The organism is Pseudoalteromonas sp. NCIMB 1079 (assembly GCF_040567695.1).
Taxonomy (GTDB): Bacteria; Pseudomonadota; Gammaproteobacteria; order Enterobacterales; family Alteromonadaceae; genus Pseudoalteromonas; species Pseudoalteromonas distincta.
Genome location: NZ_JBEWZA010000001.1, coordinates 1,909,421 through 1,928,038, shown reverse-complemented (window position 1 = coordinate 1,928,038; position 18,618 = coordinate 1,909,421). Strand labels below are relative to the sequence as shown.

Genomic DNA, 18,618 nt, shown 5'->3' with positions numbered 1-18,618 from the left:
TGCATACGTATTCACTTAAACATTCACGGCGTATTAATCACTAATACCGTAGCAGTCATTGGCTCTAAGTTAATACTGTTAGTTAGTTTAAAAGTGTGTTGTGTGAATAATGCCTGCACATTGGCATTTTTTGGTATAACTTCTTGCATGTAATCAAGATTATGCTTTTGTGTTACTTTGTTTTTATTCATAAAAACTAATACTGTTTGCGTATCACTAACGCGAGCATAACTATAAACACCATTGTTCGGACTGAAATGAACGAGCTTACCCTTTGCAAGCGCCGGGCTTTGCTTTCTAAAGTTAAGTAGCGTGCTTATAGTTTCGTGCATATCGCGCTGATTTTTACTTAACCCGACTCCAGTAAACGCATTAGCGTTTTGATTTTTGAACCCACCTGGAAAATCAATGCGTATATCACCATGATCTTTACTCGGCGTATTATCCAATAATATTTCGGTTCCATAATATATTTGAGCAATGCCGCGCGTTGTTAAAAACAAAGTCATCGCCATTTTAGTTTTAGCTAAGTCTTGCCCAAATTCCGTATATAAACGGCTCATATCGTGGTTATCAGCAAACACCATAATGTTATTGGTGTCTGGGTATAAAAAATCGTTAGCTAATGACTGATATACTTTAACCCAGCCTGTGCTCCAACTTTCATCTTCATTTAAAGCTCGAATTACCGCCTCTTGCAACGAAAAGTCCATCACACTGGGTAAGCTTGACACATACCCATCTTGATTTACTTTACCGCGCTGCCAATACGACGCTATTGCAGGGTTTGAAGTCCACTCTTCGCCAACAATATTAAAGTGTGGGTATTCATCCATAATGGCCTTGGTCCAATCACTTAAAAATGCTTTATCTGAGTAAGAGTAAGTATCAACGCGAATACCGCTTAAATCGGCGTATTCAATCCACCAAATCGCATTTTGAGTTAAATATTCGCTCAAGAGTGGTTGGCGCTGGTTTAAATCCGGCATGCTGGCTACAAACCAGCCATCGTTAAACTGGCGTTTATCGTAATCGCTTGCGTGTGGGTCTTGAATTGTTTGGCGGGCATGGCTTGTCGCATTTTTACCATTTTCAAATTCGCCATTAAAGTTGATCCAATCTTTGCTCGGTTTATCCTTCATCCATGTATGCTCTGCACCAAAGTGATTAAGCACCATATCCATTACCAAGCCTATACCCTGCTCTTTGGCCTTTACTGAGAGCGATTTATAAAGTGAATTAGAACCCATGCGTGGGTCTACGTTATAAAAATCAGTAATAGCATAACCGTGATAAGAGTAATCGGGCATGTTGTTTTCAAGCACCGGCGTTAACCACAACTGCGTTACACCTAAATCTTTTAAATATGGCAATGCATTAATAACACCTTGTATATCACCACCGTGTCGCCCTCCTTTAAATGTTGGATTTACTTCCTCCAACATACCGCTCACGGTGTCATTTTGTTTATCGCCATTTACAAAACGGTCAGGATTAATTAAATACACAGTATCTTTACTGCTAAAACCTTCTCGCACAGCACTATTTTTTGTTCTCTCAAGTAAAGAGAAAATGAAATTATTCTTACCATTGCTATTAAATTTTAATGTGCCTGCTTGGGCTGTATCGCTAATGGCTATATGTAAAAATACGTAATTAGGGTTTTCGGTGCGCGTAATATTGGCCAGCTCAACTCCTTGATAAGGTAAAAGCTTAAATTGGGTGTTTGCAATGTTTTGTTCATGCAACATTAGCGTAATTGTATTTTTTTTCATGCCCACCCACCAATTAGCTGGTTCAACGCTAAGAGCATAAGACATGCTTGGTATAGTATATAAACAGAGTAAGAGTATTTGCTGTATAAATCGCATTATGACGCCCTTTTAATACTGGCTAAAAATTCTTTGTGGGTAGGAAGTTTTTCAACTGTCGAATTTACTAATGTTTTTAAACTAATAAACAAATCACTTAACTGCTCGTCCGTAAACGAATTAGCAATAGTGCAATAGTCATCAGATATTAAGCCTTGTCCAATCATCACTTGCTGCCATGCTATTTCGGCAAATAACTCATCGTCTTCGCGCATAACCTTACCTGTTTGTTTAAATAGATTAAGTTTATGGATCAGTGAATCCGGTATATCCATTTGCATGCATTGACGCCAAAATGCGGAGTCTTCGCGCACAGTAAGTTTGTAATGCAGAATAATAAAATCACGAATATGCTCTATTTCAGTCACGCTTTGTTTATTAAACTCGCTTGCTAACGCATCGCTGATACCATGGTGTGGAAATAATTTGATCAGCCGTGTAACTGCGCTTTGAATTAGGTGAATGCTTGTAGATTCCAATGGCTCTAAAAAGCCACTTGATAAACCAACCGCGACTACATTTTTATGCCATTGTTTTACACGTCTACCTGTTTTGAATTTAATAAATCTAGGTTCTGTTATTGGATCTGCCGGTAAGTTATTAAGCAACAACGCCTTTGCGTCTTCATCCGATAAATAACGACTACAATAAACCAAGCCATTGCCTATTCGGCTTTGTAACGGAATTTGCCACTGCCAACCGGCACTGTGCGCAATTGATTGCGTATAAGGTTTTAATTCATCGTTTGATTTTGTTTGTACTGCGATGGCACTATCGCATGGTAAATAATGAGACCAATCTACAAATCCGGTATTGAGTGTTTTCTCAATAAGCAACGCACGCAACCCTGTGCAATCTATAAATAAATCACCGTTGATTTGCTTATTATCATCGAGTATGAGTGTTTCTACATTACCCGTTGCTAAACATTGTGTAACTTCACTAATTTTGGCATCAATGTGTTTTACACCGCGCGATATTGCCAGCTTTTTTAAATATTCAGCGTAAAGTGTGGCGTCAAAATGATAAGCGTAACTTAGCCCAGGTAATTGGGTATTGGGTATTGTGTTTAAGGGAGCAAATTTATGCTGTTTAGCGGCTTGGTAATTTAACGAAAAATCCCATAAATCGTCTTCGCAACCCGTGATTCGACCTTTTAACCAAAAGTTATAAAAGTCGCAAAACGGGAAGTCTTTTCCAATCGGGCCAAACGCATGCATATAACTGTGCGTTGGTTTTTTCCAGTTTTCGAATTCAATACCGAGTTTAATTGTTGCGTTAGTTTCGTTTATAAACTCTTTTTCGTTAATGCCCAGCGCGTTATTAAGTTGAATAATAGGCGGTATTGTTGCTTCACCCACTCCTACCGTACCAATAGCTGATGATTCTATTAGTGTGATATTAATTACTTTACCTAACACTTTATTAAGCAGTGCTGCTGTTATCCAGCCTGCGGTACCACCGCCTGCAATTACCACGTGTTTTATTGGTTTCATATTATTATCCACGTTTTATTAAATCAAAGTATGATTAACAAGTTAGGTAAAGTAGCTATAAAAAAGCCCTTGTAAAACAAATTACAAGGGCTCCTACACACAACCTTTATTATAGCTTGTAGCTAAAGCCTAACAAGTAAGTACGACCGTAATCTTGGTAGTCACGAACTTGTAGCGCGTTATCGCCAGAAAGCGATGTAAACGGCTCTTCTGTTAAGTTTTGAACTTGGAACTGAATTGATAACCCTTCAAGGCTTTCAACACCGCCCTCACTAAAGTCGTAACCCGCTTGAACATCCCAAATAGTTTCACCTAAAATATCAACTTGTTCCGTATCAAAGCCTAAACCATATACATCGCCTTTAAAGGCACTGCGTTTGCGCATACTAGTACGTAACTGCATACCATGCATTTCGTAGTAAACCGTTAAGCTTTGAATTTTATCTGAAAGACCAGGTAGTTCGTATTCGTTACCGTTTTGGTCCTCAATATCAGACTCAATACCAGTATGGCTGGCAATTAAACCAAAACCTTCAAGAGACGGATGGAAAATTTTAAATGGTAATGCCAGTGACAGCTCATAACCATATAAATCGCCACCGCCGCCATTTATTTTACCACTGCCAGTACCCGATGATGTTGCTGGTAATTCTCCGGTAGATGGATCTGCGACACCCGACATATCAATTGCGTAAGTACCGTCAAAAATCCACTGAGTTAAATCTTTATAGAAAAACGCTGCAGAGAAGTAACCCTCATCACTAAAGTAATTCTCGTAAGTAAAATCGTAGCCTGTTGCTTCTTTAGGCTCTAGACTAGGATTACCACCCGATACAGACCAATAGTTTCCATTTTCATCTGGTGTTTGATTATATGATGCATTAACTGATGAATTCATTTCATCTAAGCGTGCACGAGAAATTGTTTTAGCAGCACCAAAACGTATCGTTTGTTGCTCATCAATCGCAAGTGATAAGTTTAAGCTTGGTAGTACATGTGAATAATCGTGACTAATATCTGTAGGAGTTACAAATATATTACCATCGTCATCCATATTAAAAGCGTTACTTTGTGAAGACTGATCGGTATTAACGTAACGTACCCCCACATTACCTGTTAATGCTAAGCCATTTATTTCTGCATTAATATTAGCTTGCACAAACGCTGAGGTAATTTCTTCTTTTACTGTCCACGATTTAGTTAAGTGACTTGTATCAGCTAAACTTTGGTCTACTAAAGCATAATAACCATCATTCACTAACCCATTAACATCGTAGGCAATCATGTCACCCATTCCAATAAAGCCTAGGTCAACACTTCCCATCCGGTATTGCTCTGGAACAGTTAGCATGCCTGGGTTAGCAAGCGAAAATCCTGATAATGTCATATAAAAGCCTTGCGAATCTTTTGTTTTTTCGCGCTCTTTATAAGACATACCAAATTCAATTGAGCTGAAGTATTCGTTTTCTAATACTTTAGATGCCGCCAGCTTTAATGTAGATAGTTCATCTTCAATGGTTGGTGCATTAATGAAACCATCTTGTGCCTGATCTTTATAACCAGAAATATCATTTCCATCTGCATCAATTAAGCCATACTTATTATTCAACGCCTTGTTTGAGCCCCAAGAAAGAGGTCCACCTAACTGAATTAAGCTGTAATCACTGTAATCTAAATCGTGAGTAAACGTAGCACCAGTATTACCACCATCAAAAGTATAACCTAGGTTATCTGCATCACCACGCGTATCACCGCGACCTGTGCCCGAATAACTTTCAAGGCTCCAAATTTTACGGTCTACTTGCGAGTAACTTGCATCAAACTCAACTGACCATGAATCGTCAATATCGTATTTAGTATTAAAACCAAATGCGGTTAATTCTGCTTCACGTTCTTCGTAATCGTTACGCACAATTACGCGCTGGCCATTTGTTACCGCACTGGTAACAAAGCCGCTTGCGCCATCTACAACTACGCTTGCAGGGTCAATTGAGCCTTGGCCCCATGCAAATGGAACTTCAATACCACGTAAGATTTTTTCATCTGTAAAATCTACATATAACGCATCAAACGTCATGTTTAATTTATCTGTGGGCGCCGCTTCTAAAACAAGCATTGCTGAGTCACGTTCAAGTGTAGATGAACGTACAAATGGTTTAGCACCACCTAAAATTGAATATGTTTGGCCATCTACTTCTCTTTCTGGGTAACCCCACGAGTTCCAACGTTTTTCTTGGTTTGGTGAACTCATGGTGTTTAGTGCAAATGCAACACCAATGGTATCGTCTGCAAATTGGTCAATGTATGAAATAGTGCCTCGGTAACCGTCGTCGTTGCCGTCAGGGTTTAATTTACCAAAGCTGGTTTGCTCATACTGCCCATTTACTTGCACAACACGTTCGCCTTTACTTAGTGGACGAACTGTTTGCATATTAATAACACCAGCAATACCCTCAGCATCAATACTTGCATTTGGCGTTTTATAAACAGTTACACCGCTCATTATTTCTGATGGGTAAAGGTCAAACTCTACACCACGGTTATCACCAATCGATACTTGTTCACGACCATTAAACGTTGTGCCACTTTCATTCTCGCCAAAACCACGAATAGAGACACGACTTGCTCGGCCGTCTAAGCGCTGAGCTGTTAAACCGGGTAAACGCGCAATCGATTCAGCAATTGAAGAATCTGGCAATTTGCCAATATCTTCAGCCGATATAGATTCTACAACCTGTGTAGAGAAGCGTTTTGTGTTAATTGACTCAACCACACTGCCACGAAAGCCTTTAACTTCGATAACTTCTACATCATCTTTTTTTATTGTATCTTCTTGAGCAGCCTGTGTAGCAAAGCTCGATAAGCCTGCAGCTGTTAATGCCAAAGTTAATATACTTGGTTTGAACATAGACATAATGTTTTCCCGTTACCCATATTGTGATACCCGCGTTCAATGTTTAAGTGATAGTTAAACAAGGCGAGCTAATTTTGTTGTCAGGATGAATATTAACGCCAGATTTATTTTATTAACAACTTTATGCATACGTATTCAACAATTTCAATGTAGCCTAACATTAACACATATTACACACGTTTATTTTTAACCAATTGATTTTATTGGTAATAAAGTAGATAAAAAACACAAGACAAACATCAATAGTCAAATCAATTCTATTGAAACTTAATGGCACTTTTACTTAAATGTAAACAAGGTGAAGTTAATTATCACTGTCAAATAACGTTTAAATTATTCCACATTTACCAAGCGTTAAATTGGTCAGACCATTTAATATAGATCCTGGGATATATTTCCCTTACAGTACAATCTGTTAGATTCAATTTAACTAATAAATCAATGACTGACGTAATTGGTAAACAATAGATACGCAAAATGAACGCTACTAAAGCCACTCTAACCACTTATTTTTAATAAATTTATTGCATTATTTTTAGTGCATACGTATGCAGACTTTTTACAGGATTAAAGGCTTCACGTATGCTTTTTGCAAATAACGTGATTAATCGTAATCACAATAAAGAATAGTCTAAATAATGTGTGGAATGACGGAGAAAAGCATGACCCAAAAGCAGTGGTATAAAGGTGCGGTGATTTATCAAGTTTATCCGCGTAGCTTTCAAGATAGCAACAACGATGGCATTGGTGATTTAAGAGGGATTATTAATCGTATTGATTACATTAAAAGCTTAGGCGTTGATGCAATTTGGATTTCACCTTTTTTCAAATCGCCAATGAAAGACTTTGGCTACGATATTAGTGACTACCGTGACATTGACCCGCTTTTTGGTGATTTAAACGATTTTGATGAACTTATTAGCCAAGCCCATGATCGCAATATTAAAATTATAATTGACCAAGTACTAAGCCATACATCAGATCAACACCAATGGTTTACAGATAGCCGCGAAAATCAAAATAACGATAAAGCGGATTGGTATGTTTGGGCTGAAGCCAAAGATGACGGCACAGCACCTAATAATTGGCTGTCTATTTTTGGTGGTGGTGCTTGGCAGTGGGAGCCTCGTCGCGGGCAATACTACCTACATAATTTTTTAACCGAACAACCGGATCTTAACTTTCATAACCCAGATGTTCGAAAAGCTGTGCTTGATAATGTTGAGTTTTGGCTTAAAAAAGGCGTTGATGGGTTTAGGCTTGATGCAATTAATTTTTGCTATCACGACGCGCAATTACGTGATAATCCGGCTAAACCAAAAGATAAGCGCCAGGGTCGTGGTTTTAGTGAAGATAATCCGTATGCATTTCAGTACCATTACTACAATAATACTCAGCCTGAAAATATTGAGTTTATGCAAGATATTCGCACATTACTTAATAAATACCCAGGTACTGTATCGCTTGGCGAAATCTCATCAGAAGATTCATTAGCTACAATGGCGCAGTACACCCAAGGTGGCGACAAACTGCACATGGGTTATAGCTTTGAGCTATTAACAAATGATTACTCAAGTGAATATATTAGAACTACGGTTCAAACTCTAGAACAACGTATGACTGAAGGCTGGCCATGCTGGGCATTCAGTAATCATGATGTAGAGCGCGTAGCGAGCCGCTGGAGCGAAAATGGCGAAGTAAACCCTCAACAATGTAAAATGCTAACCGCCCTATTAGCTTCTCTTCGTGGCAGCGTGTGTATGTATCAAGGTGAAGAGCTAGGTCTAGGTGAAGCAAGTGTGGCATTTGAAGATTTACAAGACCCTTACGGCATTACGTTTTGGCCTAATTTTAAAGGGCGTGATGGCTGTAGAACACCAATGCCTTGGGATCTAGCTGATTCATCTCATGCAGGTTTTAGTGAAGTAAAACCTTGGCTACCCGTTGATAATGCACATAAGCAGCAATCAGTAGCTATACAAACAGATGATAACAACTCAATTTTAAACGCCTACCGTGAGTTTATGGCATGGCGAAAAGGCCAAACAGTTTTACTTGAAGGTGATATTGAATTTATAGAAACGCCAGAGCCTGTGCTTGCTTTTTATAGAACGCTTGGAAAGCAAAGAATGCTTTGTATGTTCAATCTCAGCGCTAAGCAAACAAGTATTGATATGCCAACATCAATCGTTAAAGAATACACCGAGCTTAGCCACCACAGCGCAAAGTTAGACCGAGGCACCACAATACTTGAGCCTTACGCATGTTTTTACGCTCAGTGTTAATGACTCAAAAGTTACGTTTAGTGTATACGTAAGCGCGTTACATACGAAAAGCCCAAGCTATTCACTTGGGCTTTTTTGTATTTAACGCATTCTAATGACTTTTAGGTTCACCATTTAGACATTCAGTTAAAGCAAATAATACGGCTGATATTACAAACTTAAAATATCCTCATAGCAGAAATAAACAATGACGCTTATCCATTTCATTTTTGAACCTAAGAAATCAATTTTCCCTAAAACGATCTCAAGGTTATTAATATAAAGCGCAGAATCAAGTTTTCTTAGCTACTAAATATATTACTCCAGCTAATAATGCTGTACTTACTAAAGTTAAAAAACTGACAAGTAAATTACTCATCCTCACGATAAAAAAATTTCGTTATCTTTTATTTCAATTTCGATTAAAAATCAACATACCAACAGAGTTGTTCTGGATTGGGCACTACTGATTTATACCTAACTTTAAACTGGATAAATCAGTCATCACACCATTTTTTTAGGAATAAACGAATGAAAAAAGCATTGCTAGCATTAATCGTAGCACCACTATTTGCAGTATCTGCGACTTACGCGGTTGCAGACGATGCGCCAACAGCTTCAGCCGAAATGATAAAAGAATACACAGAAATGTGCGTTAACTGGGCTAAAGATGATGACGTAAGCAATGAAGAGCTAAATGCCTACGTATTAAAATGCGTAAATGATGAGCTTGAATCTGAAGGCTATAAAAAAGTATCTTCTGTTAAGATTTAATTATACCAATTACATTTAATTAGTGATCAATTATAGCGCTAAGAATATAGCTCAATAGCTAAGCGAAAAAGCATGACATATATTTGTTCTCGGCAGCTGCTCCCTGCAATGCCTACTTTCTGCATCTACGCAGTCATATATGAATAGTGTTTAACGCAGTAACTGAGTTATTTAATACGCTAAAATGACCATGTTTTTAATCAAATTGGTAACACGCTTAGGTGAATGTACTGCTAATAAAGCCGTTGCTAAAGCATTCAACTAGGCACAAAAAAACCGGAATAGACACAAGCTGTGCATTCCGGTTTTTTTATGACTTTTTAAATCTACAAAAGCTATGAATAAGCAATAACGAGCTTATTCATCTTCTTTTTTAGCTTTCGCTTTAGGCTTAGCTTTAGCTGGTGCCTTTTTTGCAGCTGCTTTCTTTTTAGGCGCTGCTTTTTTCTTCGCTTCTTCTGTCCATTTACCTGCCTCATAATGAGCAGTCCAGCCGGTAGCTTTACCGTCAACTTCAGTCATAACATACTGAGATTTATTTTTACGGCTATAGCGTACAACAGCAAGATTACCATCAGGATCTTTAGCTGGTGCATCTGCTAAATAATAAAACTTAGGCGAAATGCGGTCTCTAAAGCGTTTTAGTTCTTCAACCTTAGGTGCACGTGTTTCACGTGACTTAGGAAAAGTATTTGCGGCTAAAAATATACCCGCAGCGCCATCACGTAAAACAAAATACGCATCTGACTTTTCACACTCTAATTCAGTAATGTGAACAGGATCTTCTTTTGGTGGAGCAGCCTCGCCATTTTTAAGTAACTTACGTGTGTTCTTACACTCGTCGTTATTACAACCAAAGTACTTACCAAAGCGACCCGATTTAAGCTCCATGTCAGAACCGCACTTATCACATTCGATAATTGGTCCGTCGTAGCCTTTAATTTTAAAGGTACCTTCTTCAACTATATGCCCTTTACATGCTGGGTTATTACCACACACATGTAGTTTACGGGTTTCGTCAATTAGGTATGAGTCCATTGCAGTTTCACAAATAGGACAACGCTTCATCTGCATTAATTTTTCGGTTTCTACGTCTTCGACATCAGCAGCAACCGCTTCATCGCCCGACACTAAGTTCATTGTTGTTGTACAACGCTCTTTTGGCGGAAGGCTGTAACCAGTACACCCTAAGAAAACACCGGTTGAAGCCGTACGTATGCCCATTTTGCGGCTACATGTAGGACATTCTATATCGGTTTCAACCATCTCATTAAGACGCATGCCGCCATTCTCTGGCTCGTCTTTAGCGACAGTTAGTTGCGTTGAAAAATCAGCATAAAACTTATCTAAAACTTGAGTCCATACACGCTTGCCTTCAGCAATGTCATCTAAACGACCTTCCATTTTAGCTGTAAAATCAAAGTTCATTAAATCAGTGAAGTTTTCAACTAAGCGGTCAGTAACAATTTCACCCATTTTTTCAGCAAAGAAACGGCGATTTTCTATACGTACATAACCACGATCTTGAATTGTTGATATAATCGACGCATAAGTAGATGGACGACCAATACCACGCTTTTCAAGCTCTTTTACTAAACTAGCTTCACTAAAGCGAGCTGGCGGCTTAGTAAAATGCTGCTTAGGATCAAGTTCTATTAAAGTAAGTATTTCACCTTCTTTAACAGCTGGCAGTGATTGATCTTCTTCGTTCTTTTTACGCACCGCAGGTTGTACTTTTGTCCAACCATCAAAGCGAAGCACGCGGCCTTTTGCTTTGAGCTGGAAATCGTTAGCTGCAACAGTCAGTGTTGTTAAGTCGTATTCAGCAGGTACCATTTGACACGCTACAAACTGACGCCAAATTAGCTCATACAGCTTTTTAGCATCGGCATCTACACCTTCGATATGACCAGACAACACAGTAACGCTTGAAGGACGAATTGCCTCATGAGCTTCTTGTGCATTGCCTTTAGAGCTATAGTTAATTGGATCTTTTGGTAAATATTTAGCACCAAACTCGTTTGTTACATACTCACGACACATTTCAACGGCATCTTTTGAAAGATTAGTTGAATCAGTACGCATGTACGTAATATAACCGCCTTCATACAAACGCTGAGCAAGCATCATGGTCTTTTTAACGCCATAACCTAAACGTGTGCTTGCCGCTTGCTGCATAGTTGAAGTAATTAATGGCGCACTTGGGCGACTTTTACTTGGTTTTTCTTCAACGCTAATTACTTTGTATTCTGCATTCTCAAGGCTTTTAACAGCTGCGCTAGCCTGAGCTTCATTTACAGGCTTAAATGCCTTTCCTGCTTGTTTGGTTACTTCTAAGCGTAACTCAGACTCAGTATTCTTAACATCAGCGTGAATATCCCAAAACTCTTCAGGGATAAATGCCTTAATTTCACGTTCACGCTCAACTAATAAGCGTACCGCAACAGACTGAACTCGTCCTGCAGATAGACCACGTGCAACTTTTGCCCACAACAAAGGAGAAACCATAAAGCCTACAACACGGTCTAAAAAGCGTCGTGTTTGCTGAGCGTAAACCATGTCAGTATTAAGCTCACCTGGTGTTTCGAAGGCTTGTTGTATTGCGTTTTTGGTAATCTCGTTAAAAACTACGCGCTTATACTTTTCAGGTTCACCGCCAATGATTTCTTGAAGGTGCCAAGCAATTGCTTCCCCTTCTCTATCCAAATCCGTTGCGAGGTATATTTGATCTGCATTTTCAGCCAGCTTTTGTAATTCTTGAACAACTTTCTCTTTACCTGGCAGGATTTCATAATGCGGCTCCCAACCTTGCTCAGGATCAATACCCATACGCGCGACCAGGTTAGTATAATCTCGTTGCTTTTTATACGCTGCTTTCTCTTCAGGCTCCATTTTGCGAACTTCTGCTGGCGTTTTAGTTGCCGGCACTTTAGCTTTGCTCGAACCTGAAGTAGGTAAATCACGTACATGCCCAATACTGGACTTTACGATGAAGTCATTACCTAAATATTTATTAATTGTTTTAGCCTTAGCAGGTGACTCTACAATTACTAGCGATTTGCCCATAGTTGCCTATTTCTAACCAAATATTAAAAATGTGTTTTGCCGACATAAGCGGCGCGAATATTTATAGGTATATCTACAAACACTAGTTGTTACAAGCTTTTAATACAAACTTTTCAGTATTTACTGAATAAACGAACAATTTTTGTCGTTAAATTAAACAAACAGGTGTTTTTAGATTAATTGATGTGGAATATATAGAACAGAAACAAAAATGCCAACCTAAAGGTTGGCATTTTTTATTTTAAACGATTATAAATCATCTTTTACTGTAACTGAAAATGGAGATACTAAACCAGACGGAGCCTTAACTGAAATATTTAAGCTACCCGATGGACTATCATTACCACCTGTCAAAGGTTCCCGTTTAATACCAAAAGAAACACCTACTGGAACAAAGCTCGTAGTATTAGGAAATACATAACTAGTTTCGCCAGTAATTTCACCGTTATCAGTACTAATAGATACCTCAGTCCCTGCAGGCAGAGGATTGTTATATATATCTGCAATATACAAAATCAAACTGACACTACTAGTCCCTGTTGGACTCTGGGTTAAATCTATTTCACTGACTTCACACATCTGCTGACTTGCGAGGTCGCTTTGTGAACGACGTACTAATGGACTATTAGGATCACTATTTACATGCACATCAGATGCTTTTACGCCTACAGCAGTTGCACAGTTATCATCATACGCTACTAACCTAAAGAATGCTGCATCACCTGACATAACAATCTCTTGATTTTGAAATACATTAACCATCTGGCGGCTACATAGTCCTGCGGTTTCATCTTCTTCACGACACAATAAGCCATTGTATAAACTGTTTTGTTCAGTCCAAGAGCCATTACCATCAAAATCTACGAACTCTTCAAACTCATCACCTGTTGAATTGTCACGAGAACATAGATCTTTTCCATCACTACAATCTTTACCGCCAAAAGTGCCATCTTCATTGTTATCAATAAAAGCTTCTGTGATATCAAATAAATCGCCAAAAAAGTCTGTGCTATCAAAGTAGCCATTACCATTAAGATCTGAGAATGTTTCTTCGCCAATAGCATAAGCAAGCACTGTTGCTCGACCACCTAGAGGTAAATCCACAGTTAAATTATTCTTTAAAATACCTAATGGACAAGGTAAACCACCATCACATTTTTGTGCAATTGTATTCTCGTACATTGAATCAGTAAAAGGCCGAGGATTGGTGCTTGTCCATGTGACACTACAAGCGCCATTGGTAGTTGTACAGCTCGGTTCGATAACACCTCCTTCAGTAATAAAAGTGACGGCCGTACCATCTGGAACAGGATTGTTAAAATGATCCGCTAGTCGAGCGTTAACTAACACCTCCGTACCATCAATATTTAAAGCATGTGGATTGAAAATAGAACGCGATAATGAAAAGCTATTTTGATCAGCAATACCTGTACTGACAACAAGAATATCTGAAGGAGCCGTTACAATAACTGAAGGGTTATCTTCATCAACACTAGATGCAATAACACGCACAGGTGTAGGCACAGAGCCCGATAACACAGATGTACTTACTTCGCCGCTCGCACTTGTAATAGCAGAAGAAGTACCTAAAGTAATTCCACCTACGCTAGTTGATAGTTCAAAATTAACCGTTCTTGAGGCTAAATCGTTACCATTTGAATCGACAAGTTTGAATGTTACGTCTGAAATTTCGGTTCTGTCTGCACCGCCAGTACCCTTTAAGGCAATTACAGGCTCTGTAACTTTAATAAACTGTAAAAATCCGATATTTGCAGGTGATACATTAATTGTTGTATTTGCAGAGACCGTATCGCCACCAGTAATAACCGTGGCAGTAATTATATCGCCACCAACACAGCTGAGAGGTCGGTATGTTGAGCGAGCAAAACCACCAATACTAGTCACCGTTTTATCAATTATTGCCTGCCCTGAACTTACACAACCAGATGAGAACTCAACAGTTAATGGATTTGTGTATAATTCACCATCTTTAGAGATTTCAATAGAGACTAAAGCAGTAGCTCCTGCCGCTAATAACTCATCATCGGTAATAGAGCTTGAAATAGAAATTTCAATATCTACAGCAGCAATTTGAAACGCCTTAGTTAAGTTACTCTCAAGTACAGACACTGTGATTTCACCTGCCCCTACGTCTTGTCCAGGAACTATATCGAGTAGTGCTATACCATTAGCATCTGTAATTGCAGTTCCTGTGGTCGGTGAAATTGAACCAATAGTTGTAGTTGCAGTAACTAGTGTTTGAGTAAGTGGTGTTGTAGAGTTTTTATTGGCAACTTTAATATATATTATAGCAGATGAGTCACCAGAAATACTGGTGACTTCATCACATTTAGAAGGGTCTCTTGCTGTTTTAAAAGTTGTTGGGCAATTTTCTAAAATAGAAAAGCTAATATCAGCAGTACTTTGTTCTGGGTTTACAGCATCACCTCTAGTATAAAAGCCTAAAGTTTGCTCCACACCTTCATATTTCGCAGTTATTATACCGGCTCCTTCGACAGTACCTGACGTTAAATTAAGTGAAGCAATACCATTTTCGCCTGTTAAAGCAGTTCCAATGCTTGGGATCAAGTTACCCAGGGTAGAAGAAAAATTAACAACTGCGCCCTTTACTTTAATACCATCACCATCAAGAATAGTTGCTTTAAGCACACCGCTATCCGCTGCACTTATAGTACTGGTTTCGGTCAATGTCGTCGAAGACGTAAGGCTCAGACCTATAGAAAAGTCTAGGGACTCACCTTGAATAGGTGCATCCCCTTCAGTAGTAAAAGTATAACCATCTGAGCTATAAACAGTATTATCATTATCAGTGTAAGTAGCAACTACAGAACCCGCCCCTGCTTCAGTACCTGCTAGAAGGCTTATTGTTGCAATGCCTTTATCATTTGTTAATGCAGTTCCGTTAGTTGGATTGATTGTTCCTAGCCCGGTTAGTTCGAATTCAACTAATTTAAATGCTGCAGGCTCCCCATTAATTATGAGTTCTACTTGAGCTGTGAGAGGGTTTGAGTATTCAACATTTCGAGAAGTATCACCTGAAGTGTTTATTACTGTGATATTTAACTGAGGATCTGTTGACTGAGTACCATCCGATTCAAAAGCAAATGTATCAGTGTAGCTCACACTATCAATAGTAAAAGTTGCTGTAACTACACCTGCTCCTATATTCGAGCCTGCTATCAGTTCAATTGTGGCTACACCATCTGATCCAGTAAGAGCAGTTCCTGATGTAGGATTTAGCTCGCCAATAGTATCTGCTAATGCAAATGTAATTCGCTCTCCTGAAACAGCGTCACCATCCTCATTAACTAAGCTAGCTCTTAATTCTAATGGTGCGTTAGCAGTCACATTATTAGATTCAGTATCACTTGCTTTCAAATAGCCTTTTAGGCTTAAAGTATATGTTGATGTTTCCGTCGTAGAGTCACTATCACCAATAGAACCATCTTTTTCAAGTGACCCACCGCCACCACAGGCTGTGAGTAAAAAACTTAGCAATGAAATGCCGAGCAGTCGCATTAAAGGCATGAACCTCTCCCTAGCGTTGTTATTATAATCAAAATTAATTTACACTTAATATTAACCTATAACTTAGTCTAAAATCACAGTTTTTTATTAATTTTTTGTGCAAAATATTTTTAAATAAATACTAACTTTTTCTGTAGTAAATATTTCCTTGCTGGTAGTCTATGGCAAATTTATAAAAATGTAGATCAGGAAATATGTCAAAAATCCGTTCAATGAGTTTAACCACTCGCATCATGATTGGTATGGCGCTTGGGGTTACAGTAGGTTTTATATTTCAGGCTATATTAGCTGGTGAAGACGATTATCTAATACCACTTGGGTTATTCTCTTTGCCAATTAAAGCCTTTTTTGTTGATGGTATTTTCCATGTTGGTGGTCAAATATTCATTGCCAGCTTGAAAATGTTAGTGGTGCCTCTTGTTTTTGTATCGCTTGTTTGTGGTACCTGTAGCTTAAGTGACCCTAAAAAATTAGGTCGCCTAGGTGGTAAATCTATTGGTTTATACTTATTAACGACGGCTATTGCTATAACAGTCGCAATTACACTTGCCTTATTATTTAGCCCAGGTGAAGGTATAAGCTTGCCATCTAATGCAACTTACGACGCGAAAGAAGCGCCTACCCTAGCGCGTGTAATTATAGATATGTTTCCTACAAATCCATTTGAAGCAATGGCTAAAGGTAATATGCTTCAAGTTATTGTGTTTGCACTTTTATTTGGTGTAGCAATGGCATTAAGTGGTAAAGCAGGAAAGCGTGTTGCTACCGTATTTGAAGATTTAAACACTGTGATTTTAAAACTAGTTACGCTTTTAATGAATATTGCCCCTTATGGCGTGTTCTTTTTAATGGCAAAACTGTTTACAACAATTGAGCTTAACTTAATTGTGAGCTTAGCTAAGTACTTTGGCGTTGTAGTGCTTGCACTGTTATTACATGCTTTTGTAAACTACACATTGCTTTTAAAAATATTAACGGGCTTAAACCCACTTATTTTCTTAGCAAAAATGAAGCACACATGCTTATTTGCATTTAGTACTTCAAGCTCAAGCGCAACTATGCCTATTACACTTGAAACAGCAACTAAAAAGCTAGGCGCTAACAACTCCGTTGCCTCATTCACTATCCCTCTAGGCGCGACCATTAACATGGATGGCACCGCTATCATGCAAGGTGTGGCTACCGTGTTTATTGCACAAGTGTTTAGTGTTGATTTAACAATATCTGATTACCTAATGGTTATATTAACAGCAACACTTGCCTCTGTAGGTACAGCAGGTGTACCTGGTGTTGGTTTAATAATGCTCGCAATGGTACTTAACCAAGTTGGCTTACCTGTAGAAGGGATTGCAATTATTATCGGTGTAGATAGATTACTTGATATGACACGTACAGCAGTTAACGTAACCGGTGATTGTATGGTTACCTGTGTTGTTGCCAAGTCTGAAGGTGAGCTTGATGAAAGCATCTTCAACGACCCTAATGCAGCTAAAGATTTAGAGGATTATCATAAATCTATTGATTCATAAGCTACATTTATACAGCTATAAAAAAACCTTGATGGAATCCATCAAGGTTTTTTTTCGAGTAAAAATAATTAAACTGAATCCTGAAAAGATTCTAATCTAAGGATTTAACGACTTAAACTTAGAAAGTAAGTTTATTCCCACTTTATTTACACCACTACTCAAACCAAGAGCTAGTTTATCGCTCAACCCTTTTTTAACTTTGTATTTAATCTTATAAATTTGGCGCTCATGTTGCTGCTCTAGCAATGCATCATCACTTGTTTTTATCACGTCTACCAAGCCTTTATCAATCGCTTGAGTTGCAAACCAATGCTCACCTGTCGCAACTAAGTTTATATCTAAGCTTGGACGTTGAGTGCTTACAAACGTTTTAAATAAATCATGTGTTTGTTCAATTTCTTCACGAAATTTTTCACGGGCCTTATCTTTGTTTTCACCAAATAAAGTAAGTGTGCGTTTAAATTCACCTGCTGTTATTTGCTCAAATTCAACATCATTTTTCTTTAATATTTTATTAAAGTTAGGTATTTGAGCTATCACACCAATAGATCCAACTATTGCAAAAGGCGCTGCAAGTATCTCATCCGCGACACACGCCATCATGTAACCACCACTTGCTGCCACTTTATCAATTGCAACACTCAGAGGAATACCCGCACTTTTAATACGCTGTAACTGAGATGCAGCAAGTCCGTAGCCATGTACAACACCGCCACCACTTTCTAAACGAATAAGTACTTTGTCTTTACTTGGATCGGCAATAGAGATAATGGCTGTAATTTCTTCTCGCAGGCTTTCTACTTCGTGAGCGTCCATACTACCCACAAAGTCAATTACATATAAACGAGGTTTAGGCTCATCTTTATCTGCTTTTTTACTTTTTGATTTAAGCTGTTTTTGATGCGCTTTAAGCTCTTTTTTACCCAACGTATTTTGTAAAAAACTTTCTTTAAGTTCAACTAGCTGCTCTGATATATCGTCAATTTGTATTTCACCTTTTTTGGCCTTTGGCTTAACTGCAGCGCCAACTATTAGCATTAAAATAACTGCTATAGCGATAACAAAAGTGACTGTCTTAGCAAAAAACAAACCGTACTCGTATAAAAATTCCAACAGGTTTCTCCATTTATAAATTTCAGCTAATTTAGCATGCTT

9 protein-coding genes are annotated in these 18,618 nt (G+C 38.5%); 3 read left to right on the top strand and 6 right to left on the bottom strand.

Features of this window, described 5'->3' with window-relative positions; genetic code table 11:
- Positions 1 to 23: 23 nt before the first annotated feature.
- The 3 genes from ABX891_RS08965 to ABX891_RS08955 form a co-directional block, all read right to left on the bottom strand.
- Positions 24 to 1,871, bottom strand: coding sequence for a glycoside hydrolase family 13 protein (locus ABX891_RS08965; protein ID WP_354629329.1), 1,848 nt, complete (start codon positions 1,869 to 1,871; stop codon positions 24 to 26).
- A complete protein-coding gene (locus ABX891_RS08960; RefSeq protein WP_354629328.1) occupies positions 1,871 to 3,367 on the bottom strand; it encodes a tryptophan halogenase family protein in 1,497 nt (498 codons plus the stop codon). Before ABX891_RS08960 ends, ABX891_RS08965 begins: the two co-directional genes overlap by 1 nt.
- A gap of 109 nt (positions 3,368 to 3,476) precedes the next feature.
- The gene (locus ABX891_RS08955; protein WP_354629327.1) at positions 3,477 to 6,281 is read right to left on the bottom strand and encodes a TonB-dependent receptor; all 2,805 of its coding nucleotides are present in this window, start codon (positions 6,279 to 6,281) and stop codon (positions 3,477 to 3,479) included.
- A gap of 662 nt (positions 6,282 to 6,943) precedes the next feature.
- Between ABX891_RS08955 and ABX891_RS08950 the strand changes: the two genes are divergently transcribed.
- Together ABX891_RS08950 and ABX891_RS08945 are read left to right on the top strand one after the other, a co-directional pair.
- Positions 6,944 to 8,566, top strand: a complete 1,623-nt coding sequence (locus ABX891_RS08950) for an alpha-glucosidase family protein (protein WP_024603975.1) — start codon at positions 6,944 to 6,946, stop codon at positions 8,564 to 8,566.
- A gap of 510 nt (positions 8,567 to 9,076) precedes the next feature.
- Entirely contained in the window at positions 9,077 to 9,319 is a 243-nt protein-coding gene (locus tag ABX891_RS08945) for a hypothetical protein (protein ID WP_002959734.1), read from the top strand.
- Positions 9,320 to 9,676: 357 nt separating this feature from the next.
- Here ABX891_RS08945 and topA read toward each other — a convergent pair whose 3' ends face one another.
- Both topA and ABX891_RS08935 read right to left on the bottom strand, forming a co-directional pair.
- Positions 9,677 to 12,385, bottom strand: a complete 2,709-nt coding sequence (gene topA / locus ABX891_RS08940) for a type I DNA topoisomerase (RefSeq protein WP_354629326.1) — start codon at positions 12,383 to 12,385, stop codon at positions 9,677 to 9,679.
- A 249-nt stretch (positions 12,386 to 12,634) separates the two neighbouring features.
- Positions 12,635 to 15,934 carry an Ig domain-containing protein gene (locus tag ABX891_RS08935; protein WP_354629325.1) on the bottom strand — a complete coding sequence of 1,100 codons (3,300 nt, stop codon included), beginning with the start codon at positions 15,932 to 15,934 and terminating at the stop codon, positions 12,635 to 12,637.
- A gap of 194 nt (positions 15,935 to 16,128) precedes the next feature.
- Here ABX891_RS08935 and ABX891_RS08930 point away from each other — a divergent pair, with 194 nt between their 5' ends.
- Positions 16,129 to 17,463, top strand: a complete 1,335-nt coding sequence (locus ABX891_RS08930; RefSeq protein ID WP_007582590.1) for a dicarboxylate/amino acid:cation symporter — start codon at positions 16,129 to 16,131, stop codon at positions 17,461 to 17,463.
- Positions 17,464 to 17,559: 96 nt separating this feature from the next.
- On the opposite strand, the gene sohB is transcribed toward ABX891_RS08930, so the two are convergent.
- Positions 17,560 to 18,576, bottom strand: a complete 1,017-nt coding sequence (gene sohB / locus ABX891_RS08925) for a protease SohB (RefSeq protein ID WP_354629324.1) — start codon at positions 18,574 to 18,576, stop codon at positions 17,560 to 17,562.
- Positions 18,577 to 18,618: the final 42 nt, after the last annotated feature.

Coding starts and splice junctions, on each gene's coding strand:
- ABX891_RS08965 (WP_354629329.1), bottom strand. CDS start 1,871: ATGCGATTTATACAGCAAATACTCTTACTCTGTTTATATACTATACCA.
- ABX891_RS08960 (WP_354629328.1), bottom strand. CDS start 3,367: ATGAAACCAATAAAACACGTGGTAATTGCAGGCGGTGGTACCGCAGGC.
- ABX891_RS08955 (WP_354629327.1), bottom strand. CDS start 6,281: ATGTCTATGTTCAAACCAAGTATATTAACTTTGGCATTAACAGCTGCA.
- ABX891_RS08950 (WP_024603975.1), top strand. CDS start 6,944: ATGACCCAAAAGCAGTGGTATAAAGGTGCGGTGATTTATCAAGTTTAT.
- ABX891_RS08945 (WP_002959734.1), top strand. CDS start 9,077: ATGAAAAAAGCATTGCTAGCATTAATCGTAGCACCACTATTTGCAGTA.
- topA (WP_354629326.1), bottom strand. CDS start 12,385: ATGGGCAAATCGCTAGTAATTGTAGAGTCACCTGCTAAGGCTAAAACA.
- ABX891_RS08935 (WP_354629325.1), bottom strand. CDS start 15,934: ATGCCTTTAATGCGACTGCTCGGCATTTCATTGCTAAGTTTTTTACTC.
- ABX891_RS08930 (WP_007582590.1), top strand. CDS start 16,129: ATGTCAAAAATCCGTTCAATGAGTTTAACCACTCGCATCATGATTGGT.